The 23,404-nt window shown below is 70.6% G+C and carries 19 protein-coding genes; 11 read left to right on the top strand and 8 right to left on the bottom strand.

From position 1 onward, the window contains the following. Positions 1–20 precede the first annotated feature (20 nt). A complete protein-coding gene (locus QFZ50_RS05280; protein ID WP_307086683.1) occupies positions 21–497 on the top strand; it encodes a GNAT family N-acetyltransferase in 477 nt (158 codons plus the stop codon). Between the two features lie 92 nt (positions 498–589). Then, positions 590–1,855, top strand: coding sequence for an alpha/beta fold hydrolase (locus tag QFZ50_RS05275; protein ID WP_307086681.1), 1,266 nt, complete (start codon positions 590–592; stop codon positions 1,853–1,855). A gap of 96 nt (positions 1,856–1,951) precedes the next feature. Here the strand turns inward: QFZ50_RS05275 and QFZ50_RS05270 are convergent, their stop codons facing one another. The 3 genes from QFZ50_RS05270 to coaE all read right to left on the bottom strand — a co-directional run bounded on the left by QFZ50_RS05270 (position 1,952) and on the right by coaE (position 6,500). Then, entirely contained in the window at positions 1,952–3,031 is a 1,080-nt protein-coding gene (locus QFZ50_RS05270) for a TerC family protein (protein ID WP_307082592.1), read from the bottom strand. 284 nt (positions 3,032–3,315) lie between these two features. After that, complete coding sequence (gene uvrB, locus QFZ50_RS05265) at positions 3,316–5,391, bottom strand: excinuclease ABC subunit UvrB (RefSeq protein WP_307082590.1); 2,076 nt, start codon at positions 5,389–5,391, stop codon at positions 3,316–3,318. An 80-nt stretch (positions 5,392–5,471) separates the two neighbouring features. Beyond that, complete coding sequence (coaE, locus tag QFZ50_RS05260) at positions 5,472–6,500, bottom strand: dephospho-CoA kinase (protein WP_307082588.1); 1,029 nt, start codon at positions 6,498–6,500, stop codon at positions 5,472–5,474. 123 nt (positions 6,501–6,623) lie between these two features. Here coaE and QFZ50_RS05255 point away from each other — a divergent pair, with 123 nt between their 5' ends. Then, positions 6,624–8,291, top strand: coding sequence for a RecQ family ATP-dependent DNA helicase (locus QFZ50_RS05255; RefSeq protein ID WP_307082587.1), 1,668 nt, complete (start codon positions 6,624–6,626; stop codon positions 8,289–8,291). A gap of 74 nt (positions 8,292–8,365) precedes the next feature. Here QFZ50_RS05255 and QFZ50_RS05250 read toward each other — a convergent pair whose 3' ends face one another. After that, the gene (locus QFZ50_RS05250; protein WP_307082585.1) at positions 8,366–8,701 is read right to left on the bottom strand and encodes a hypothetical protein; all 336 of its coding nucleotides are present in this window, start codon (positions 8,699–8,701) and stop codon (positions 8,366–8,368) included. A 244-nt stretch (positions 8,702–8,945) separates the two neighbouring features. Between QFZ50_RS05250 and QFZ50_RS05245 the strand changes: the two genes are divergently transcribed. Genes QFZ50_RS05245 through QFZ50_RS05235 form a run of 3 tightly spaced genes read left to right on the top strand, consistent with a single transcriptional unit; the run spans position 8,946 to position 11,393 of the window. Next, on the top strand, positions 8,946–9,656 hold the full coding sequence (locus QFZ50_RS05245; RefSeq protein WP_307082583.1) for a GAF and ANTAR domain-containing protein: 711 nt from the start codon (positions 8,946–8,948) through the stop codon (positions 9,654–9,656). Positions 9,657–9,666: 10 nt separating this feature from the next. Next, complete coding sequence (locus QFZ50_RS05240; RefSeq protein ID WP_307082581.1) at positions 9,667–10,218, top strand: hypothetical protein; 552 nt, start codon at positions 9,667–9,669, stop codon at positions 10,216–10,218. Positions 10,219–10,241: 23 nt separating this feature from the next. Beyond that, complete coding sequence (locus QFZ50_RS05235) at positions 10,242–11,393, top strand: class I SAM-dependent methyltransferase (protein WP_307082580.1); 1,152 nt, start codon at positions 10,242–10,244, stop codon at positions 11,391–11,393. A 188-nt stretch (positions 11,394–11,581) separates the two neighbouring features. On the opposite strand, the gene rpsA is transcribed toward QFZ50_RS05235, so the two are convergent. From rpsA to polA, 3 genes are all read right to left on the bottom strand, one after another. Beyond that, positions 11,582–13,054 (bottom strand): 30S ribosomal protein S1, encoded by a 1,473-nt coding sequence (rpsA, locus tag QFZ50_RS05230; RefSeq protein ID WP_307082578.1) that lies wholly within the window; start codon positions 13,052–13,054, stop codon positions 11,582–11,584. Positions 13,055–13,337: 283 nt separating this feature from the next. Further along, positions 13,338–14,636, bottom strand: coding sequence for a GNAT family N-acetyltransferase (locus QFZ50_RS05225; RefSeq protein ID WP_307082576.1), 1,299 nt, complete (start codon positions 14,634–14,636; stop codon positions 13,338–13,340). A gap of 59 nt (positions 14,637–14,695) precedes the next feature. Next, positions 14,696–17,344, bottom strand: a complete 2,649-nt coding sequence (polA, locus tag QFZ50_RS05220) for a DNA polymerase I (protein WP_373462302.1) — start codon at positions 17,342–17,344, stop codon at positions 14,696–14,698. Between the two features lie 154 nt (positions 17,345–17,498). Here polA and QFZ50_RS05215 point away from each other — a divergent pair, with 154 nt between their 5' ends. The 5 genes from QFZ50_RS05215 to QFZ50_RS05195 all read left to right on the top strand — a co-directional run bounded on the left by QFZ50_RS05215 (position 17,499) and on the right by QFZ50_RS05195 (position 22,835). Then, positions 17,499–17,987, top strand: a complete 489-nt coding sequence (locus QFZ50_RS05215; RefSeq protein ID WP_307082572.1) for a hotdog fold thioesterase — start codon at positions 17,499–17,501, stop codon at positions 17,985–17,987. A gap of 24 nt (positions 17,988–18,011) precedes the next feature. Beyond that, positions 18,012–20,705 carry a DUF2156 domain-containing protein gene (locus tag QFZ50_RS05210; protein WP_307082570.1) on the top strand — a complete coding sequence of 898 codons (2,694 nt, stop codon included), beginning with the start codon at positions 18,012–18,014 and terminating at the stop codon, positions 20,703–20,705. A gap of 270 nt (positions 20,706–20,975) precedes the next feature. Then, positions 20,976–22,004, top strand: a complete 1,029-nt coding sequence (locus tag QFZ50_RS05205) for an alpha/beta hydrolase (protein WP_307082568.1) — start codon at positions 20,976–20,978, stop codon at positions 22,002–22,004. Positions 22,005–22,164: 160 nt separating this feature from the next. Beyond that, positions 22,165–22,344, top strand: a complete 180-nt coding sequence (locus QFZ50_RS05200) for a hypothetical protein (RefSeq protein ID WP_307082565.1) — start codon at positions 22,165–22,167, stop codon at positions 22,342–22,344. Further along, positions 22,344–22,835 (top strand): hypothetical protein, encoded by a 492-nt coding sequence (locus tag QFZ50_RS05195; RefSeq protein ID WP_307082562.1) that lies wholly within the window; start codon positions 22,344–22,346, stop codon positions 22,833–22,835. Before QFZ50_RS05200 ends, QFZ50_RS05195 begins: the two co-directional genes overlap by 1 nt. A 169-nt stretch (positions 22,836–23,004) precedes the next feature. Here the strand turns inward: QFZ50_RS05195 and QFZ50_RS05190 are convergent, their stop codons facing one another. After that, complete coding sequence (locus tag QFZ50_RS05190) at positions 23,005–23,388, bottom strand: response regulator transcription factor (RefSeq protein ID WP_307082560.1); 384 nt, start codon at positions 23,386–23,388, stop codon at positions 23,005–23,007. Positions 23,389–23,404 lie beyond the last annotated feature (16 nt).

Genomic DNA, 23,404 nt, shown 5'->3' with positions numbered 1-23,404 from the left:
AGCGGCTTCGCTAGTCTTGGATCATGACCATTCGCGAAGCACGGCCGGCCGACGTCCCGGTCATCCTCCAGCTCATCCACGATCTCGCCCTCTACGAGCGGGAGCCGGACGCCGTGAAGAACACCGTCGAATCGCTCGAGGACGCCCTGTTCGGTGACCGCCCGACCATCTTCGCCCATGTCGCCGAGACGGGGGGCCGGGTCCAGGGCTTCGCGCTCTGGTTCCTCAACTACTCCACCTGGGAGGGCGTCAACGGGATCTACCTCGAGGACCTGTACGTGCGCCCCGAGGCACGCGGCGCGGGGCACGGCAAGGCGCTGCTCGGACACCTGGCCCGGATCGCCGCGGAGCGCGGCTACGCCCGCGTGGAGTGGTCGGTCCTCGACTGGAACGAGCCGTCGATCCGCTTCTACGAGCAGCTCGGCGCCCGCCCGCAGTCGGGGTGGAGCACCTTCCGGCTGACGGGCAGCGCCCTCGCCGAAGCCGCAGCCCTGTGACGGCCTCGTCCGCACCGGCGTCCGCGGCCACCGGCAGCCAGGTCACCGGCAACCAGGTCACCGGCAACCACGTCACCGGCAGCACCGCCGTCATGCGGGGACTGCGCGCCACCGGCCACTCCTTCCGCGTACCGCTCGACCACGACGACCCGGCGTCCCCCCTCATCGACGTCTTCGCCCGCGAGTACTCGTCGCTCGAGCACAGCGACGAGGACGTCGCACGGCTGCCCTGGCTCCTGTTCCTGCAGGGCGGCCCCGGCGGCCGCGGCGTCCGCACCACGCAGCTCTCGGGCTGGATGAAGGCCGCCGCGAGGGAGTTCCGGATCCTCATGCTGGACCAGCGGGGCACCGGACTCTCCACGCCCGCCGACGCCGCGACGCTCGCCGCGTTTCCGACCCCCGAGGCGCAGGCCGAGTATCTCACCCACTTCCGGGCGGACTCGATCGTGGCGGACGCCGAACTGATCCGCCACCGCCTCGGCAGCGGGCCGTGGACGGTCTTCGGGCAGAGCTACGGCGGCTTCTGCACCCTCACCTACCTGTCGAACGCGCCGCAGGGCGTCGAGCGCGCGCTCCTCACGGGCGGCCTCGCTCCCCTGGCCGGCCGGCCGGACGAGGTGTACCGGGCCACGTTCGCCCGGGTCGAGGACCGCAACCGGGAGTACTTCGCCTGGTACCCGGAGGACCGCGACCTCGTGACCCGCATCGCCCGCCACCTCGAGGCGGTGGAGGAGACCCTCCCCAGCGGGGAGCGGCTCACGGTTCGGCGCTTCCAGATGGTCGGCTCGTTCCTCGGCGGGAACACGAGGGTGCACGGCCTCCACTACCTCCTGGAGGACGCGTTCACCACCACGCCGGACGGTCCCCGCCTGTCCGCGACGTTCCTCGAACAGGTGCAGGGCATCGTCAGCCGGGCGACCCAGCCGCTCTACGCGCTGATGCACGAATCCATCTACTGCCAGGGCTTCGCGTCCGACTGGGCGGCGCGTCGCGTCCTCGACGAGTATCCGCAGTTCCGCGACGACGCCGCAGAGATCCTCTTCACCGGCGAGATGGTGTACCCGTGGTATTTCGAGGAGGACCCGGCGCTCCGCCCGCTCCGGGCCGTGGCGGACGTCCTCGCCGCGAAGGCGGACTGGGGTCCCCTCTACGACGTCGATGTCCTGGCGACGAACACCGTTCCCGCCGCCGCAGCGGTCTACCGGCACGACATCTACGTCGACCGGGAACTCTCCCGCGCGACGGCCGCCGCCGTGCGGAGGCTCGAGGTGTGGGAGACCGACGAGTTCCACCACGACGGCATCGCCGACGACGGCGAGGCGATCTTCGAACGCCTGCTCGGCATGACGCGCGCCTAGCCGGCACCGTGCCCGAAGGGCACCCCTGCTCGAACGACGAGGGACCCCGCACCGGCCGGTGCGGGGTCCCTCGTCCTACCAGTGCCGGGCCGTGGCCTACCGGCGGGGCTCCTTCGCGTCGGCCTCGTCCGCTGCGTCGTCGAGTCCGTCGTCGACGGCCGAGGACGTCGTCCCGGCCGCGCCGTCAGAACCGACCGCGGCCTTCTCGTCGACCCGCGAACGGATCAGGCTGGCGATGACCGCGATGACGATCGTCGCGACGATCACCGCGAGGGACACGAAGGTGGGGATCTCCGGGGCCCACTCGATGTGCTGGCCGCCGTTGAGGAAGGGCAGCTCGTTGACGTGCATGGCGTGGAGGATGAGCTTCACCCCGATGAAGGCGAGGATCACCGACAGTGCGTGCTTCAGGTAGATCAGGCGCGTCATCAGGCCGCCGAGGAGGAAGTAGAGCTGGCGCAGGCCCATGAGGGCGAAGATGTTCGCCGTGAAGACGATGAACGCGCTCTGCGTCAGGCCGAAGATCGCCGGGATGGAGTCGACGGCGAAGAGGAGGTCCGTGAGGCCGATCGTCACGAAGACGATGAGCATGGGGGTGAAGAGCTTCTTGCCGTCGACGACGGTACGCACCTTGTTGCCGTCGTAGGACTCGGACATCGGCAGGACGGACCGGAGCTTCGCGATGAGCTTGTTGTCCCCCGCGTGCTCCTCGTCCTCGCCGGAGTCGGTGGCCTGCTTCCAGGCGGTGTAGAGGAGGAAGGCGCCGAAGATGTAGAAGATCCAGCTGAAGTTCTCGATGACGGCGGCACCGAGGGCGATGAAGATGCCGCGCAGGATCAGCGCGATGATGATGCCCACCATGAGCACCTCCTGCTGGTACTTCCTGGGGACCGAGAACCGCGCCATGATGATGATGAAGACGAACAGGTTGTCGATGCTCAGGCTGTACTCGGTGATCCAGCCGGCGATGAACTGGCTGCCGTACTCCGGCCCGGTGAAGACGAACATCAGGGCCGCGAACACGAGGGCGAGGCCCACGTAGAAAGCGACCCACAGGCCCGCTTCCTTCATGGACGGCTCGTGGGGGCGCTTGACGACGAGGAGCAGGTCGAACAGCAGGATGATCCCGAGCACGACGAACGTGCCGATCTCGAACGCCAGGGGCAATGCGGGCATGGAGCGCCTTTCGGAGGGTGGAGTCGATCGCCGTAAGTCTCTCCGCCGCGGCCTTATGCCGTCTCGCCGCTACGTCCGGCGGGGCAATTGTGCCCTGCGTGCTGACGTCCGTAGCGCTTGGGATACTCCCCTACGTCGGGTCAATGCTACCCGTGCATGCCCGGGGCGGGCCAACACCGGTCACCGGAAATGTCATCTCCCGCTCCCTTGACGCCGCCTCCCCCGACACCACCGGCTGGCCGGCCCGCCCCGTCCATGCGGCCGTCGGACGCGGTGCCGGCGGCTCAGGCGTGGCCGGCCGACTGCATCTGCCGGAGTTCCTTCTTGAGGTCGCCGACCTCGTCACGCAGGCGCCCGGCGAGCTCGAACTGCAGCTCGGCCGCGGCGGCGTGCATCTGGTCGGTCAGCTGCTGGATCAGGTCCGTCAGGTCCTCGGCGGGGACCGAGGCGAGACCCTCATGGCGCCCGGCGCCCTTCTTCGGCTTCCGCCCCTTGCCGGCCTCCTCGAGGAGTGCACGCGTGTCGGCGTCCTCGCGGTTGATGGTGTCGGTGATGTCGGCGATGCGCTTCCGCAGCGGCGTCGGGTCGATGCCGTGCTCGAGGTTGTGCGCCACCTGGATGGCGCGGCGGCGATTGGTCTCGTCGATCGCACGCTCCATGGAGTCCGTGATGCGGTCCGCATACATGTGCACCTCGCCCGAGACGTTACGGGCGGCCCGCCCGATGGTCTGGATGAGGGACGTGGTGCTGCGCAGGAAGCCCTCCTTGTCCGCGTCGAGGATGCTGACCAGCGACACCTCGGGCAGGTCGAGGCCCTCACGGAGGAGGTTGATGCCCACCAGGACGTCGAAGGTGCCCATGCGCAGTTCGCGCAGCAGCTCCACGCGCCGCAGGGTGTCCACGTCGGAGTGCAGGTACTCGACCTTGACCCCGTGCTCGAGCAGGTATCCGGTCAGGTCCTCCGCCATGCGCTTGGTCAGCGTGGTGACGAGGACGCGCTCGTTGACCGCCGTGCGCTTCCGGATCTCGCCCAGCAGGTCGTCGATCTGCCCCTTCGTGGGCTTGACGACCACCTCGGGATCGACGAGGCCCGTGGGCCGGATGATCTGCTGCACGAAACCGTCCGCCTTGCCCAGCTCGTACTTGCCGGGCGTCGCGGACAGGTACACCGTCTGGCCGATGCGGTCGAGGAACTCGTCCCACTTCAGCGGCCGGTTGTCCATCGCGGACGGCAGCCTGAACCCGTGGTCCACCAGCGTCCGCTTGCGGGAGGAGTCGCCCTCGTACATGGCACCGATCTGCGGGATCGTCACGTGGGACTCGTCCACGACGAGCAGGAAGTCGTCGGGGAAGTAGTCCAGCAGGCAGTGCGGGGCCGACGCGGGACCACGGCCGTCGATGTGGCGCGAGTAGTTCTCGATGCCGTTGCAGAACCCCATCTGCTGCATCATCTCGAGGTCGTAGGTCACGCGCATCCGGAGGCGCTGCGCCTCGACGAGCTTGTTCTGCGACTCGAGCTCCGCCAGCCGCTGCTGCAGTTCGTCCTCGATGTCCTTGATGGCGCGCGTCATCCGGTCCACGCCGGCCACGTAGTGGGAGGCGGGGAAGACGTACATCTCCTCCTCCTCGCGGATGACGTTCCCGGTCAGCGGGTCCAGGGTGTAGATGTTCTCCACCTCGTCCCCGAAGAACTCGATCCGCAGCGCGTGCTCCTCGTACATGGGGATGATCTCCACGGTGTCCCCGCGGACGCGGAACGTGCCCCGGTGGAAGTCCATGTCGTTGCGCGTGTACTGCATGCTGACGAACTGGCGCAGGAGCTCGTCGCGGTTCATCTGGTCGCCGCGGCGCAGCGTGACCATCTTGTTGATGTACTCCTCGGGTGTGCCCAGTCCGTAGATGCAGGAGACCGTGGCGACGACGATGACGTCGCGACGCGTGAGCAGCGCGTTGGTGGCCGAGTGCCGCAGGCGCTCCACCTCCTCGTTGATGGAGGAGTCCTTCTCGATGAAGGTGTCCGTCTGCGGGACGTAGGCCTCCGGCTGGTAGTAGTCGTAGTAGGAGACGAAGTACTCGACGGCGTTGTTGGGGAGGAGTTCCCGGAACTCGTTGGCGAGCTGCGCCGCGAGGGTCTTGTTCTGCACCATGACCAGGGTGGGGCGCTGCACCTGCTCGATGAGCCAGGCTGTGGTCGCGCTCTTGCCGGTACCGGTGGCACCGAGGAGGACGACGTCCTTCTCGCCCGCGTTGATGCGCTCGGCGAGTTCCTTGATGGCGGTGGGCTGGTCGCCTGCGGGCTGGTACTCGCTGATGACCTCGAACGGGGCGACGACTCGCTTGATATCCTGCGCAAGACTCATGCCTTAACGGTAGTCGCTGCCGGTGACAGTTCCGCCCGGATCTGCTGGCGGCGGAACCCTCCGCCCGGCCCTGGCCCGTCCTACGCGGACGGCGGGAGGAAGGCCACGGTCACCGTGGCATCGACCGCCGGATCGGCCGGACGGTGCACGGCCCACGGACCTCCTGCGGAGCGGCCCCGGCGGAGCTCCGCACCCGGATCCCGCGGAAAGCCCGCCGCCGTGACGGCCGCGGAGACTGCCCCCGGGTCGGCGCCCGGGGCGACCAGTACCCGCGCGGCCGCACGCCCGTCGTCCCCGTCGTCCCCACCCGACGCACCCGACGCACCCGACGCACCCGACGCACCCGACGCACCCGACGCACCCTCTGCCTCGCCCTCCGGCTCCACCGTCGCACCGGGCGGGAGGACGGAGGCGAGCTTCGCGCGGATGCGTCCGGCCAGTCCGCTCGTCCCGGCGAGCCCCGCGGCGGCCGGGCCGATCTGTTCCGGGGCCGGTCTGCCGGCCGCGAGGTTGTCCCGGAACGGGAGGATCCTTCCGTCCCACAGCGCGTCCGTCGCGGCCAGGAGATCGTCGAGGTCGCGGTCGTTGGGCAGGACGGCGTCCGCCGCGCGAAGCCGCTCGGTACGCGAGGCCTGCGCCGCGATCCGCCGGCCGGCGTCGTCGGGGTCCATGCCGCGCCGGCGGACCATCCGGTCGATGCGCAGGGCATCCGGTGCGTCGACGACGACGACGAGGTGGAAGCGTCCCGCCTGTCCGGTCTCCACGAGCAGCGGGATGTCCTCGACGACGACGGCGTCCTCCGCCGCCCCGTCGACGAGTGCGGCGGCGAGGGACCGCACCCGCGGATGCACGATCGCGTTCAGGCGTTCCCGTGCCGTGGCGTCGGCGAAGACCAGGGCGCCGAGCGCGGGACGGTCGAGGGCATCGTCCGGCCCTACGACGGACGGGCCGAAGGTGGACACGATCTCGTCGAGTCCGGGCGACCCGGGGGCGACGGCCTCCCGCGCCAGGAGATCGGCGTCGACGATGACGGCACCCCGCTCGGCGAGGCGGCCGGACACCACCGACTTCCCCGCGGCGATGCCTCCTGTGAGTCCTACACGCAGCATGGTCCAACCCTAGCCCGGGCTCCCCCGTCCGCTGTCAACCCGGCATCGGGTCCGCGGTGCCCGGGGGGCAACTGTCGGTGCGCATGAATACGCTAAGTGCACTTGCTATTTCCGAGGAGCACCGTGACGATCACCCTGCACGACCTGCAATCGACGGCCGCCGACACGTTCGGCTGGGAGGATCTGCGCCCGGGCCAGGAGCGCGCCATGGAAGCGGTGCTGGAGGGCCGGAGCATCCTCTGCGTGATGCCGACCGGGTCCGGGAAGTCCGCGATCTACCAGGTGCCCGCCCTGGCGCTGCCCGGTGTCGCCGTCGTCATCTCGCCGCTGATCGCGCTGCAGCACGACCAGGCGGAGTCGATCAACGAGAACGCCGGCCCCACTCGCGCGCACGTGATCAACTCCGCGATGAAGAAGAGCGAAGTCGACGCCGCGTGGGAGGCGGCCGCCAGCAGCGACGAGTCGACGCGTGCCAAGTTCCTCTTCCTCGCACCGGAGCAGATCGCCCGCGACGACGTCGCCGCCCGCCTGCGATCGCTCGACGTCTCGCTGGTGGTCGTCGACGAGGCGCACTGCGTCGCGTCGTGGGGCCATGATTTCCGGCCCGACTACCTGCAGCTCGGCCATTTCCTCCGGGACCTCCGGGTGCCGGTGGTCGCCCTCACCGCGACGGCGTCCCACCCCGTCCAGACGGAGATCGTCGAGAGGCTCCATCTCGAGGAGCCCGTGGTGATCGTGGAGGGCTTCGATCGCCCCAACCTGTCCCTCGACGTCGTCCATCACGTGGAGGCCGGCGACAAGGAGCGTGCGGTCCGCGACCAGGTCCTCGCACTCGAGGGGCCGGGCCTGGTCTACGTCGCCACGAAGAAGTCCGCCAACACGCTGGCGGCGGAGCTGCAGGAGCGGGGTGCCCGTGCCGACGTCTACCATGCCGGCCGGGTCAAGAAGGAGCGCCAGGCGGTGCACGAGGGGTTCCTCGACGGTTCGATCGACGTGGTCGTCGCCACCGCCGCGTTCGGCATGGGCATCGACAAGCCCGACGTGCGCTTCGTCCTCCACGCGGACATCTCGGATTCACTCGACAGCTACTACCAGGAGATCGGCCGGGGAGGCCGTGACGGGCTGCCGGCCAAGGCCGTCCTGCACTACCGTCCGGAGGATCTGTCCCTGCGGCGGTTCTTCGCCGCGAAATCCGTCAACCGCACGCAGCTGAGGGATCTGTTCGCCCTCCTGGCGTCGCAGGGCAAGCCCGTCAAGGCGAAGAAGCTGAAGGAGCTGTCCGGTCTCTCGCCGCGGAAGCTGGCGGGGCTCCTCAACCTGCTGGAGGCGGCGGGTGCCGTCGACGACGGCGTGAAGGGATACCGGGCCGGCCGGATGCCGGCCGCGGAGGCCGTGCAGGCCGCGGTGGAGCAGGCGGAGAACCGTGAGCGGATCGACCGGTCACGGGTCGAGATGGCCCGCCGCTATGCGGAGACGAAGGGCTGCCGGCGTCAGTTCCTGCTCTCGTACTTCGGGGAGGAGTTGCCCGAGCCCTGCGGCAACTGCGATGCCTGCGCCCGGCAGGAGTCTACCGGAGGCTCCCCGGGGCCGTCCGCGCAGGCGCCGTCGGAGGTGGACCAGCCCTTCGGCGTGGACACGGCGGTGGAGCACCCCGACTGGGGACGCGGGACCGTTATGGGGTACGAGGAAGGCATCATCACGGTGCTGTTCGACACCGTGGGGTACAAGACGCTCTCGACGGAGCTCGTCGAGGAGAAGGAGCTGCTCACAGCCGTGCCGTCCGCCGGATGAGCGGACGGCACGGGAGGCCTTGCGGGGACGCGCGGAGTGCACGCCTGGATCAGCGCGCGGACCGCACGCGCGGACTAGCGCGGCATGGCGGGGTTGGTGGGGTCGCCGTGGGACGGCGGGTTGATCGGCGGGCCCGACGTCGCGGGGCTCACGGGCGAGCCGCCCGCCGTGCTGCCGACCTCTGGCATGGACGTGGCCGCGCCCTCGGACAGCTCGGCCCCACCCTGGACGGCCTCGAGCCGGTGCTGCAGGACGAGCTTGACGGGCAGGCGGTCGCCGTGGGCCTCCTCATAGTCGATGAGCGCCTGCAGGCCGCTCTCGTCGAGACCCGTGATGCGCGTGGGCAGCGTACCGAGCGGGATGTGGTCGTAGTCGGGCAGCGGCAGCGCGTCGTGGCCTGATCCGGTCATGTCAACTCCTAGGGCCGTTGGGAAGTGTGCTTAGTAATTCCACCCTAGGCACGGCGGTCGCCGCTGGGCAAGCAGGTCCTCGGCGGTCGGGGAAGTGGCCGCGGACGGCCGCGGGTGCACCGGGGCCGCCCTCCCGGCGGGCTCCGGGGCGCGGTACGACAGGCCCTCGGAGCGCAACGCCGCGTGGGCCCTGATCCTGATAAATTGGTTCGGACCCGACCGCTCTGCTGCCAAGGCTGGAAATGTGACTTCACCGATGGAAGACCTGACGTTCGTCTTCGCGCGGCTCAAGGGCCTCCTGCTGACGGAGTCGACCGCTGGGCGCGCGGTGGAGGATCTGGCGGAGGCCATCAAGAAGTCCGTCCCGGGATCGCTCGGAGCGGGTGTCTCCCTCATGGACGACCAGGGCCGGAAGCGCAGTACCGGGTACACGGACGACGTCGTCGCCGAAGCCGATGCGCTGCAGTACGAGCTGGGCCAGGGCCCGTGCCTCACCGCCTGGGCCGCCGAGTCCACCGTGCAGATCGACGACGTCCGGACGGACGATCGATGGCCGCTCTGGCGGGACGCCGTCAGCCACCTCCCGTTGCGCTCGACCCTCAGCACCGTGCTGATGCACGACGGCAGGAGCATCGGTGCGCTCAAGGTCTACTCGCCGATCCCGTCGGCCTTCTCCCCGCAGGACCGCAAGCTGCTCGTGCTCCTCGCGTCCCCGGCGGCGACCCTGCTCGGCAATGTCCAGTCCGACGGCACGACGGAAGCCGCGAGCAAGGCACTGCGGGACGCCCTCGGGACCCGCGACCTGGTCTCCACGGCCCGCGGCGTCCTCATGGAGCGGCTTGGGCTCGACGCGGACGCAGCGATGCGGCGGATGCTGTCCCAGGCGTCGACCACGGGCGCGGACCTGCGGGCCGTCGCCGTCTCCGTGATCGACGGCGCCGCCGGTAGCCGCTGAGGCGCAGCAGGTGGAGAACCATCCCGATCACGAATACCAGCGCATCCACCTTCTTCGCGCGATCCGTCATGCGCACATCGAACCGGGTGAGCTGTGGCTGCACTACTTCGGGCTGGCCGGGGATGCCGGCGAGTACGAGGTCGAAGCGTACCTCCACGGTTCGTTCACGCTCCCTCCGCTGCAACGCGACCTCCTCGCCCATGCGGCCAACGAACTGATCGACCGCCTCCCCGCCCCGCCCCGCGCACCGTACAGCACGGATCTCGTGGCGGACGAGCAGGACGGTCGGCCGGCGGAGGAAGCCCCACCCGCCGCTTCGCCGGACGGCGCGGCCGCATCGGCCCTGGACTGGATCCTGGGCACGAGGGCCGAGGGCTCGGACCGGACGGAGCCCGGAGCCATGCCGGGCGCTGCCGGGGCGGACGGGTCGGACGGCACCGGTTCCGCGGGCAGCGAGGCCACAGGCTCCGCGGACTCCGCGGACTCCACGGACTCCACGGGCCGTGAGGACTCGGAGCGCCCGGGCACGGACAGCACGGAGCCCGGTCCGGGCGCTGCCTGATCGCGGCCGGTGCGGCACCTAGGATGGGCAGGGTGAGCCCGTTCAGTCTCGACCTCCTGCGCCGCCATCCCGATGTCGAGGCACCGGAGCTGGTGGCCGTCGACGCCGCCGACCGGCTGCTCCTCGACACCGCCTCGGAGCGGCTCCAGGCCGGGGGCGGTATCGCGACCATCAACGACGCCTACGGGGCCCTCACGCTCGGCGCCGCGCACCTGTCCGGCGCCGCCGTCCGTGCCTTCCAGGACGGCGTGGTGCACGAGCGGGCCCTCGCCCTGAACGCCGCCGCCCAGGCCCTGGAGGGGGCGTACCGGTCCTGCCGGCTCGACGCCGAGCTGCTCGACGGCGTCTCCACGGTCCTGCTGCGGCTGCCGCGCTCCCTCGACGAACTGGACGAGATCGCCTGGTCCATCGCACGGTACGCGAACCCCGATGTCCAGGTCCTCGCCGCAGGTCGGGTCAAGCACATGTCATTGTCGATGAACGCGGTGCTCGGCCGGTCCTTCGCGGACGTCTCCGCGGGGCTCGCACGCCAGAAGTCCCGCGTCCTCGTCGCGTCGGGCCCGCGTCCCGTCGACGGGTCCGCCTTCCCGCGGAGCGCCCGGTACGACGTCGGACTCGCCGCACCGCTCGAGCTGCGCGCCTACGGGGCGACCTTCGGGGGCGCCGCCCTCGATCCGGGGACTGCGCTGCTGCTCCCCCACCTCCGGGGGCTCGCCGGCGCTCCCGCGGGCACGGGCGGGCCGGCGGAGATCGTCGACCTGGGCTGCGGGAACGGCGCCATCTCCGCCTTCCTCGCCCTGGCCGATCCCCGGCTGAGGATCCACGCCACGGACCAGTCGGCGTCGGCGGCGGCGTCCACCCTCGCGACGGCGGCGGCCAACGGCGTCGCGGACCGCGTCAGGGTGACCCGGGACGACGCCCTGTCCTCGGTGCCCGACGCGTCGGCGGGCGTGATCGTGCTCAATCCGCCGTTCCACATCGGCAGCACCGTCCATGCCGGCATAGCGCACCGGCTGTTCGGCGCCTGCGCCCGCGTGCTGGCCCCGGGAGGTGAGCTCTGGACCGTCTGGAACAGCCACCTCCGCTACCGGCCCGTCCTGGAACGGGTCATCGGCCCCACACGGCAGCTCGACCGCTCCCCCCGCTTCACGGTCACGGTGTCGACGCGCAGGTGACGCTCGCGGCATCGTGACATCCCGGGTACCGCCTGCGGAGCGAACGTGCCGCAGGTGTCGTCACGTGGGACCCCGCCGCAGCTGTCCGCCCCACACGCGGCATCCTCCGACCGCAAGTCACCCCAGAGACAGGAAGGACCCCCGCCGGATCGGCGGGGGTCCTTCCTGTGCTACTGGACTGCGGGTGCTTACGCCCCGGTCAGCTTCTCGCGCAGTGCGGCGAGTGCCTCGTCGGAAGCGAGCGTCCCCGAACCGGAGTCCGTGGCGACGGGCTCGGAGGAGTAGCTGGTCGCGTTGGACTCGACCGGCTCGTTCGCTGCGGCGGCGTCGTCGGACGCGTGCTGCACGACCTGCTTCTTGTGGGCTTCCCAGCGGGCCTGTGCCTCGGCGTACTGGGCCTCCCAGGCGGCGCGCTGCGTCTCGTAGCCCTCGAGCCATTCGTTCGACTCGGGGTCGAAGCCCTCGGGGTACTTGTAGTTGCCCTCTTCGTCGTACTCGGCGGCCATGCCGTAGAGCGCGGGATCGAACTCGGTGCTGTCCGCGTCGACGCCCTCGTTGGCCTGCTTGAGGCTGAGGGAGATGCGGCGGCGCTCGAGGTCGATGTCGATGACCTTGACGAAGAGCTCGTCACCCACGGAGACGACCTGCTCGGCCAGTTCCACGTGGCGGACGGCGAGCTCCGAGATGTGCACGAGGCCCTCGATGCCGTCTTCGACGCGGACGAACGCGCCGAAGGGGACGAGCTTCGTGACCTTGCCGGGCACGACCTGGCCCAGCGCGTGCGTACGGGCGAAGGTCTGCCAGGGATCTTCCTGCGTGGCCTTCAGCGAGAGGGAGACACGCTCGCGGTCGAGATCGACCTCGAGGACCTCCACGGTGACTTCCTGACCGACCTCGACGACCTCGGAGGGGTGGTCGATGTGCTTCCAGGACAGCTCGGAGACGTGCACGAGGCCGTCGACGCCGCCGAGGTCCACGAACGCACCGAAGTTGACGATCGAGGAGACGACGCCCGGACGGACCTGGCCCTTCTCGAGCTTGTTGAGGAACGTGGAACGCACCTCGGACTGGGTCTGCTCGAGCCACGCACGACGCGACAGCACGACGTTGTTGCGGTTCTTGTCGAGCTCGATGATCTTCGCTTCGATCTGCTGGCCGATGTACGGAGCCAGGTCGCGGACGCGACGCATCTCGACGAGGGACGCGGGCAGGAAGCCGCGCAGGCCGATGTCCAGGATGAGGCCACCCTTGACGACCTCGATGACGGTGCCGGTGACGACGCCGTCCTCTTCCTTGACCTTCTCGATGTCGCCCCAGGCACGCTCGTACTGAGCGCGCTTCTTGGAGAGGATCAGTCGGCCTTCTTTGTCTTCCTTGGTGAGAACCAGAGCCTCGACCTGATCGCCCACGGAGACGACGTCCCCGGGATCGACGTCGTGCTTGATGGAAAGCTCGCGGGAAGGAATGACACCCTCGGTCTTGTAACCGATGTCGAGCAGGACCTCGTCGCGGTCGACCTTGACGACCGTACCCTCGACGAGATCTCCGTCGTTGAAGTACTTGATGGTGGCGTCGATCGCTGCGAGGAAGTCCTCAGCGGTGCCGATGTCGTTGATGGCGACGACGGGGGCACCTTGCTTCTCGGTGGTGGTGATGGTCATGTAGTTGGGGCTCCGTTGTGGATGATGACTTGCTCCGGCCAGGACGGACACCGCGATTCCAGCTGGGCCGGGAGCGGGTTCCGATGTCCGGATGTGGACGAAATGGAAAGAACCTCGAGAGGTTCAGGAGGAGTAACGCACTCCGGGGGCCTCCGATCTGCACCGGGACCCGCCAAAGCGCACTACGCGCCTGTCCAGTCTAGCCATGGGGTCCAACACCGTCAAAGCAGGGCGGGCCCTCCCCGCCGCGGGAGCCGGACGGTCGGCGGACAGGGACCGGCGCCTAGAAGTGGGTGATGCAGTAGGGCTCCTGGGGGCGGCCGAAGAGGGAGTCGAGCAGGGTCACGGCGTCGTCGGCGTGGGCGGTCAGGCCGCCGGCCGCGGCGAGCGTGGAGGCCTGGACTCCCCCGAGGTACAGGGACCCGAGGGCGTTGACCGTCAGCGTCGCGTCCGGTGCGGCCGCCGCTTCGACCGGTGCGACCTGCGCCGCGCCGTCGACGACGGTCAGGATGTAGGAGCCGTCCGCGAGGCCGTGGTCGTCCAGCACTTCCAGCACGATCCGGCCGCTACCGCGGTACGAGCGCTTCCCGAGCGCCTCCTGCACGTCGAGCAGCCGGACCCACAGCACGTCCTCGGTGCCCTTGACCTGGTAGCATCGACGGTCCCGGAGGGCCCAGGGCAGGGCGTCGTCGCGCCGCGCGCCGTCCCAGGTGATGCGCTCCACCAGGTCGAGGGACCCGAGGTAGCGCCACAGTTCGAGGTAGGCGGACGGCGTGGAGGCCACGAGGTCGACGATCTTCATGGTGTACGGGGTGGTCTCCCACCCGGCGAAGCGGTAGCTCACGTAGCCGGCGGGCTCGCCCGCGCCGTCGTAGTGGACGGCCATCCGCACCGCCCGGTCCTCGACGGGGCGTTCGCGGCCCCACTCGCCCGCCGCGCGGCGGGGATAGGCGTGCTGCCGGCCCACGGAGCCGAACGTCGAGGCCTGGAAGCCCTCGAAGATCCGTTCGGCGAGCCCCACGGCGTGCTCCCGGGCCACGAGCGTCGTCGTCCCCGTTGCCGGCGCCGTGACCTCGAAGCGTTCCCGGACGTCGACCTCGATGCTCTGCGTGAACGTCGCGCAGCCGAAACCGAAGCGCCCGTAGATCGTGGCCTCGGAGGCCGTCAGGATCGCCAGCGGCAGTCCGCGGTGCTTCGCCTCGCGCAGGTCCCGCATCATCATCGAGCGGAGGATGCCGTTGCGCCGGTGGCTCGTGCGGACAGTGACCGCTGTGATTTGGTGCGCGTCGAGTTGTGCGCCACCCACGTTGAGCGGGTGGACCATGGTGCCGTAGGTGGCGACGGGGTGGTCAGCGCCGAGCGCTTCGGCCGGCTGCGCCGTGTCGTGGACACCCCACAGCACGCGCCGGTCCGCGCGGAAGGCAGCCAGGTAGTGCGGGAGGTCCTCGGGATCGGCCGTCCCGTCGTGGAAGCCGATCCCCTCGGCGTCGAGCCACTTGGCGAAGCGGCCGGCCGTCGAGGCGTCCTCGTCGGCGGCGGGGGTGAAGATCTCGGTCTGCAGGTCGGGCGTGTAGTGGCTCACACCTCACCACCCTAGCCGGGGCGCTACCGCCCGACCAGCGCGCTACCGCCCGGCGCGCGTCAGTGCGCCGCGTCGTGCCAGCTGGCCCCCGTGCCGACCGAGACGTCCAGGGGCACGGTGAGGTCGGCGGCGCTGCCCATCTGCTCGCGGACCAGCGCCTCGACCTCCTCGGCCTCGCCCTCGGCGATCTCGAGCACGAGTTCGTCGTGGACCTGCAGCAGCATGCGGGAGGACAGCCCGCGCGTGGTCAGGGCGTCGTCGACGCCCAGCATGGCCTTCTTGATGATGTCCGCGGCCGATCCCTGGATCGGCGCGTTGAGCGCCGCCCGCTCGGCCATCTCCCGGAGCTGACGGTTGTCGCTCGAGAGGTCCGGCAGGTAGCGGCGCCGCCCTTCGATGGTGGAGGTGAAGCCGTCCTTGCGGGCCTGCTCGACGATGCCGCGCAGGTAGTCGCGCACCGCGCCGAACCGCTCGAAGTAGTCGCGCATGAGGGTTCGGGCTTCGTCGACCGAGATGTTCAGCTGCTTGGAGAGCCCGAACGAGCTCAGGCCGTAGACGAGGCCGTAGGACATCGCCTTCACCTTCGAACGCATGGCGCTCGTGACCTCCTCGGGGGCGACCCCGAAGATGTGCGAGCCCACGAACCGGTGGAGGTCCTCGCCCTCCTGGAAGGCGGAGATGAGCCCCTCGTCGCCGGACAGGTGCGCCATGATGCGCATCTCGATCTGCGAGTAGTCGGCCGTCATGAGGCTCTCGAACCTCTCGCCGCTGCGGCCCTGCCCGACGACGAACACCTCACGGATACGCCGCCCCTCGTCCGAGCGGACCGGGATGTTCTGCAGGTTCGGGTTCGTCGAGGACAGGCGTCCGGTCGCGGCCACGGTCTGCAGGTAGGTGGTGTGGATGCGGCCGTCGTCGCCCACGGCCTTCCGGAGCCCCTCGACGGTCTGGCGCAGCTTGGTGGCGTCGCGGTACGCGAGGAGCTGCTCGAGGAACGGGTGGCCCGTCTTCGCGATCAGGTCGGTCAGGGCGTCCGCGTCGGTGGAATAGCCCGTCTTGATCTTCTTGGTCCGCGGCAGCTCCAGCTCGTCGAACAGGACGGTCTGCAGCTGCTTGGGCGAGCCGAGGTTGATCTCCTTGCCGATGATCCGGAACGCCTCGGAGCCGGCGGCGCTGATGGTCTTCGAGAAGTCGTCGAGCAACCGGTCCAGGCCGTCGACGGACACGGCCACCCCCGTGAGTTCCATGCGGGCCAGCACCTCGGCGAGCGGCAGTTCGAGTCCGCCGAGCAGCTGGTTGGCGCCCTTCTCGACGAGCTGGCCGGAGAAGTGCTCGCTGAGGCGCAGGGCGGCGTACGCGGCCACGACGGCGGGCGACGCGACGTCGTTCCCGCCGAGATCCAGCGCCTGCTGCCCGGAGGAGTCGTTCGCCGACGCGGTGATGGACAGGCGCAGGTGGTACTGCGCGAGGTCCGCGAGCTCGTAGCTGCGGCGGTCGGGCTGGATGAGGTAGCCCGAGATCGCCGTGTCGTCGACCTCGCCCGCCAGGTGGAGGCCGCGCGCGGACAGCAGCTTGAACACCGCCTTGAAGTCGTGCACGATCTTCGGCGCGTCCGTGGCGGCCAGCCAGTCGCCGAGGACCTTCTCGGCGTCCGCGTCGAGCGGCTCGAGCGGGATGAAGGCGGCGTGCAGGCCGGTGACGACGGCGATGCCGACCACGTCGGTGGTGCCTGCCGTCGTCTCGGTCGCCAGCGCCACGGAGGCGGAGGCCTGGTTGGTCGACCGGAACCATTCGGTGAGCGCCGCGGCGTCCTCGAGCAGCACGTGCGCGGGCGCGCTCTGCTCGTCGCCCTCGTCCTCGGTCTCCTCCTCGCCGAAGAGGTCGAACAGGCGCTTGCGGAGGGTGTTGAACTGCAGCGCGTCGAAGAGATCCTCGACGGCCGGGCGGTCCGGGTGCTGGGAGACCATCGCGTCGAGGTCGACGGGCAGCTCGAGGTCGGTGAGGAGGCGGTTCAGGCGCCGGTTCCGCTTCACGTCGTCGATGTTGGCGCGGAGCGAGTCGCCGACCTTGCCGCCGATCTTGTCGAGGTTCTCGAGGATGCCCTCGAGGCCGCCGTACTGCTTGATCCATTTGGCGGCGGTCTTCGGGCCGACGCCGGGGACGCCGGGCAGGTTGTCGGCACTCTCACCCACCAGCGCGGCGAGGTCCGAGTACTGGTGGGGCGGCACGAAGTACTTCTCCTCGATGGCCTGCGCGTCCATCTGCGGGATGTTGGTCACGCCCTGCTTGGGGTAGAGCACCGTCACCCGGTCGTTGACGAGCTGGAAGGCGTCGCGGTCACCGCTGACCACCTGCACGTCCCAGTCGGCCGAGGCCGCCTGGTAGGCCAGGGTCGCCAGGATGTCGTCGGCCTCGTAGCCGTCGAGGGAGATGGTGGGGATGCGCATCGCCTCCATGACCTTGATGATCAGGTCCACCTGGCCGTGGAACTCCTCGGGCGTCGTGTTCCGGCCGCCCTTGTACTCGGTGTACTCCTCGGAGCGGAACGTCGGGGTGTCGAGGTCGAACGCCACGGCGACGTGGCTCGGCTTCTGGTCCTTGATGAGGTTGATGAGCATCGCCGTGAAGCCGTACACGGCGTTGGTGTGCTGGCCGGTGTCGGTCGAGAAGTTCTCGGCCGGCAGGGCGTAGAAGGCCCGGAACGCCATGGAGTGCCCGTCGATGACGAGGAGCCGGTTCCGTGAGCCGTCGCTGCGGCGGGCCGGCGCCGACGGCGTCTCCAGCGGGGTATCGGCGGGAGGGGCCACGGTCAGGGTGGCGGCGGGCTTGGCTGATTCACTCACAGGTGCCAGCCTAGTTCCCATGACAGACAACCGCACCCGGACCGACACCCCCTCCAGCCCCTCCGGGGACCGGCTCGCCGAACTGGTCGCCGCCGGGGTCCCCGCCGAGATGCACGGCTGGCTGGGCCGCTACGGGGTGGGCGCCCTGACCGTCAAGATGGGCATCGTCTTCTCCGAGATGAGCGCCGAGCGGATGGTCGCGACCATGCCCGTCGAGGGCAACCAGCAGGTCGCCGGGATCCTCCACGGCGGGGCGCACGTGGTGCTGGCCGAGACCCTCGGCTCGTTCGCGGCGGGGCTGCACGCGGGGCCCGGCCGGCAGGCGGTCGGGATCGAGGTGGGCGCCACCCACCACCGCAGCGCGGACTCCGGCCTGGTGACCGGCACGGCGACGGCGATCCACCTCGGGCGGACCCTGACCACCCATGAAGTGGTGATGACGGACGACCAGGGCCGCCGGCTCTCGACCGCGCGGATCACGAACATGATCCGTGACGTCCGCAGCTGACCGGATCAGGAGACGAGGGCATGCGTGAGTGAGGAACCGCACGACGGCGCCACCCTGGCGGAGGCCGGGGCGCCCCAGCGTCCACCGGCGCCCGGGCCTGCACGATCACCGGACGTGCAACCTGCACGCCCACCCGCGGATTCCGCGCGCCCCAGGCGCGCGCTGCTGAGGGCGAGGACGGCGAGCGCCCGCTCCCGGGCCGCGTCACTGGGACGCCGCGCCCCCCTGACCCTCTCCGTCCTCGCCGGTCTCTGGCTCCTCGCGCTGGGCACGGGCTCCCTGCCCGACGGACCGCCGGAGGCCCTCGCCCCCTCCGTCCTCTTCGATCCCGCGACCGTCGGGCAGAACCCCCTCTCCCTGCTGCTCTCCCTCGCCTGGGCACCGGACCTGCCCGCCTACGCCGGGGCGAGCCTCGCCCTCCTGGTCCTCGGGATCCCGGCCGAGGCACGCCTGGGTTCGCGCCGCTTCGGTGCCGCCGTCGCCGGCACGCATCTCGTGGCGCTCCTCGGGGCACTCATCATCGGCGCCGCCGCTGCGCCGCTGTTCCCGCGCTGGGCCGCGGACTTCGGCACCACCGAGCTCGGCGGGCCCGCTGTCGGGGTCCTCGGGGCGATGATGGCGGCGACCGCCGGCCTCGGTCCCCTGTGGCGACGGCGCCTGCGCATCGTGGGGGTCCTCCTCCCCCTCACCCTCGTGCTCTACAACGGCGCCCTGATGTCGGTCGCGCTGCTCGTCGCCGCCGGAGCCGGCCTCGCCGCCGGGCCGCTCCTGCTCCGGCATCACGTGCGCCGCCCCGCGGCCCCCTCGATCCGCGAGTCCCGCGTACTCGTGGCCCTGGTCTGCGCCGCCGCCGCCGTCGGACCCGCGCTGGCGGCCCTGTCCCCCCATGCGACGGGCCCCTTCGCCGTCCTCGGCTTCCTGTTCACCGGAGTGGAGGGGGCGACGCCGGACGCCGTGCGGGCCGCCTGCGAGCCCGGCGGCGTCGTGCGGCAGTGCGCCGAGGCGCAACTGCAGGCACGGGCGGGCGTCGGCGGTGTGGTGATGTCGTGCCTGCCGACGGTCCTGCTGCTCGTCCTCGCGGACGGGCTGCGGCGGGGACGCCGCTTCGCCTGGGCGGGGACGATCGTCGTGCAGGTGGGACTGGCACTGCTGTCCGTGCATACGTTCCTCGCGTTCCTGCGCCACGGAGCCGACGGTGAACTCGCCCCCCTGCTCACGGGGGCGAACCCGGAGCGGATCATCGCCGACCTCGTGGTCCCCGCGCTGCAGCCCGTGGTCATCGTGATCCTCCTCGTGCTCGTGCGGCGGCTCTTCACCCTGCGCGCGGCGCCCGGGACGTACCGGTCCATCGGGCTGCGGGTGCTGGTCGCGCTGATCCTCGCCGCAGCCCTCTACGTGGGGATCGGCCTCGCCGTGGCGGACCAGTTCAGCCCGGCGGCCACCCTGCCGCTGCTGCTGGCGGACTTCCCCCAGCGGCTCCTGCCCATCGCCGTCACGCTGCGCATCTACCCGGCCTTCCTGCCGTCGGACAGCGCCGCGATCATCCTCTACGAGTGGATCGGGATCGCGTTCTGGGCCGTGGTCGCCGTGCTGCTCCTGCGGTCCTTCCGGTCGGTACGGCGCACCGGGGACGACGACGACCGCGAGCGCGCCCGCGCCATCGCCTCGGTCCACGGCAGCGGTTCGATGACGTGGATGGGCCTCTGGCCCGGCAATTCCTACTGGTTCGGCGATGCGTCCTACGTGCCGTACCGCGTGATCTCCGGCGTCGCCCTCACCCTGGCCGGCCCGGTGGGTCCGCCGGCGGACACCGTGCGCGCCCTGCGGGGCTTCGCGGACCACTGCCACGCCCAGGGGTGGACGCCGTGCTTCTACTCGGTGACCGCGCCCCTGGCCGATGCCCTGGGGACCGCCGGGTTCCGGCGCCTGCAGGTGGCCGAGGAGACGGTCCTGGACCTGGGCTCGCTCGCGTTCACCGGCAAGAAGTTCCAGGACATCCGGACCGCGCTCAACCAGGCACGGAAGAACGGCGTGCACAACGAATGGGTGGACACCAGGAGGACACCGCTCGTGATCCTCGACCAGATCCGCAGCATCTCCGAGGAGTGGGTGGCGGACAAGTCCCTGCCGGAGATGGGCTTCACCCTCGGCGGCATCGACGAGCTGCGCGATCCCGACGTCCGGTGCTCGGTGATCATCGACGACGAGCGCACCGTCCACGCCGTCGCCTCGTGGCTGCCCATCCACCAGGACGGTGAGGTCACCGGCTGGACGCTGGACTTCATGCGCCGCCGGGGCTCCGGCTTCAAGCACAGCATCGAGGTGCTCATCGCGCAGGCCGCACTGGATCTGCAGAAGGAGGGGTACACCGAACTGAGCCTGTCCGGTGCTCCCCTGGCGTCGGCGAGCGGCAAGGAGGCGGACGAGGAACCGCTCAGCCGCGTCCTCGGCTTCATCGGCCGGGTGCTCGAACCCGTGTACGGCTTCAGGTCCCTGTTCGCCTTCAAGTCGAAATTCGGTCCCCGCTACGTCCCGCTGTACCTGTGCTACGAGGACCCGGCCACCCTGCCGGCCATCGGCCAGGCGATCACGCGGGCCTACGCGCCGGACGTCCGGGCAGCCGATCTGTGGAGGCTCCTCACCACCGCGCCGCACCGCGGGCGGGGAGCGGACCGGTCGTCGGCCGCCCCGCGTGCCGCGGCCGGGAAGACCCCGTGAACCCCCTCGACTGGAATCTCGTCGACGAGCCCGCGCCCCTCCTGTTCGCCGTCCTCGGCGGCGCAGCGCTCCTGTGGCTCGTCGTCGGAGGCAGGCGCCACCTGATCCGCACGGTCCTGCCGTCCCTGCTGATCGGCGCCGTCGGCGGTCTCGCCGTCTGGTTCGTCACCGAAGTGGTGCTGAATCTCTGGGGGGCGCCGCAGCCCTCCTGGTTCTACGTCCTCGGCGGACTCGCGATCACCGGAGGGGTGCTGGCCGTCCGCCGGGTTCGTGGTGTCCCCCCGCTGGTGGAAGCGGTGCCTGACCGTCGTCGCGCCCGTCCTGATCATCGTCGCCGTGGCGGGAGGCATCAACGCCTACTACGGTTCCTTCCCCACCCTGCGGGCGGTGACCGGGAACAGCGACATCCCGGAGCTCGGAGCCGTCGACGCCCCGGAGGATCCGGGACCGACCACCACCCTCGCAGCCTGGGCGCCGCCCTCGGACATGCCCGCGGCCGGGAAGGTGTACCGGACGACGATCCCGGGGACGGTCTCCGGGGTGAAGGCCGGTCCCGCGTACGTCTACCTCCCGCCGGCGTATCTCGCCTCCACGCCGGCGAACGTTCCCGTGCTGGTCCTGATCCACGGGGATCCCGGCGGACCGCAGGACTGGATCACGGGCGGCCAGCTGCCCGCGGTGCTCGATGCGTACGCCGCCGCGCACAAGGGACTGGCGCCGATCGCCGTCCTCCCCGACGCGTCCGCCAGTACGGGGCCCACGCCGTCCCTGTGCCTCGACAGCAACTACGGCCGCGCGGGGACGTACCTGTCCGAGGACGTGCCGGCCTGGGTGAAGTCCACTCTGAAGGCCGGGACCCGGGCCGACACGGACTGGGCGATCGGCGGGTTCTCCTACGGCGGTACCTGCTCCCTGACCCTCGCGTTCGGGCATCCCGACGTCTACCCGACGTTCCTCGACATCTCGGGCGAGGACAAGCCGACGATCAGCGACGGGCAGGATGCCCTGATCAGCAGGTACTTCTCCGGCGATGCGGCAGCCTTCGCCGCCCAGAACCCCCTCGACGTGGTCAGGACGAAGACGTTCCCCGATACGGCGGGCATCGTCACGGTCGGCGCCGACGACAGCTTCTACCGGCCCCAGGGCCAGGAGGTGGCGGCCGCACTGCAGAAGGCCGGCGTGGACGTGCAGTTGCAGACGGTACCGGGCGGTCACACGTGGGAGGCGTGGAAGGCCGGGCTGCAGAACAACCTGGACTGGCTGATGCAGCGGTACGGTGTCCTGCCCGCGACGGGCTAGGACGCGAGGGCACGGCGCCCCGATCCGGCAGCACCGGACGCGGGCAATGCAAGTCCCGCGGGGGCCGCGCTCGCTGGTTGCCCCCGCCCGGCGACCCTGCCTACCGTGAAACACGGTGCCGGAACCGGTGCCCGACGACCGATCACCCAGGACGAACCCCATGGCCGACAAGAAACTGAAGACCATCGCCGCCCTCCTCGCCGCCGGAAGCCTCTTCCTCGGCGGATGCGATCTGGGCAACCAGGACAGCGACAACTCCGGGACGGATACCGGCAACTACGACGACAACAACGGGATCGACACGGATCTCGACGACGACGCCCACGGGGAAGACGACTAGTGGGCGGGCGCGGTCCGGCGCTCCTGCGGGCAGCGCTGCGCGGCGCGGCGGCCGGTCTCCTCGGGACGGCGGCCATGACCGCGGGCGAGCTCGTGGAGCAGCGCCTCACGCACCGCCCCGACTCGCACATCCCCGGGCGGACGCTGCGCACGCTGGCCCGCCGGCCCACCAGCAACACCGCCGTGTACCCGGCCTGGAACCATGCGATGCACTGGCTGACGGGCGCCACGCTCGGTGCGCTCCGCGGCGTCTGGTCCGTGACGGGCATCAGGGGCCCCGCCGCCACCGCGGCCCACGCGGTGGTGCGGCTCGCGTTCGACCAGACGCTCGAGAACGCGACCGGAGCGGGAGCCGCACCGCGCCGCTGGCCCTTCGGTGAGAAGGCGGTGGACTACCTGCACAAGGGTGTCTACGCGCTGGTCACGGGCCTGGCGTCCGACGCCGTCGTCGCGCCCGACCTGGAGACCAGCGCCGGCGCCCACTCGCACTGAACAAGACCTGCACCAGGTCTGCGCCAGGCCTGGACCAGCACCGGACCGGCCGCTCGTTCTGCATCAGGTCTGCACCAGCAGCACCGAACCAGAACCGGACCAGCACGGGTCGAGCAGCGCGGCTCAGGCCTCCGCCGGCGTCGTGCCCTCCTGGATGTGCCGGCGCGGCTCAGGCCTCCGCCGGCGTCGTGCCCTCCTGGATGTGCCGGCGCAGCTCCGCCGGCCGGAAGGGCTTGCGCAGGTAGCGGTCGGCGCCGGCATCGAATCCGCGCTGCTCGTCGGACGGATCCGCCCGCGCGGTCAGCATGACGATGAACGTGGTGGAGAAGCGTCGGATCCGCTCGGCGACCTCGAAGCCGTCGATGTCCGGCAGGCCCACGTCGAGGGTGACGACGTCCGGCATCAGGCGCCGCACCATCTCCACACCAGCGAGTCCCGCAGGCGCCGTGTGCACCCGGAACCCCGTCCCGGTGAGCACGGTGTGCAGCAGATCGCGGACGTCGTCGTCGTCCTCGATGACGACCGCGGTGCGGGTGTGCTCGGTGGGCTGCATGAGCACAAGTTTACTC

Origin of the sequence: Arthrobacter agilis, assembly GCF_030816075.1 — a bacterium.
Lineage (GTDB): Bacteria > Actinomycetota > Actinomycetes > Actinomycetales > Micrococcaceae > Arthrobacter_D > Arthrobacter_D agilis_E.
The sequence above is the reverse complement of the archived record's forward strand: the minus strand, read 5'-3'. Positions and strand labels throughout refer to the sequence as shown.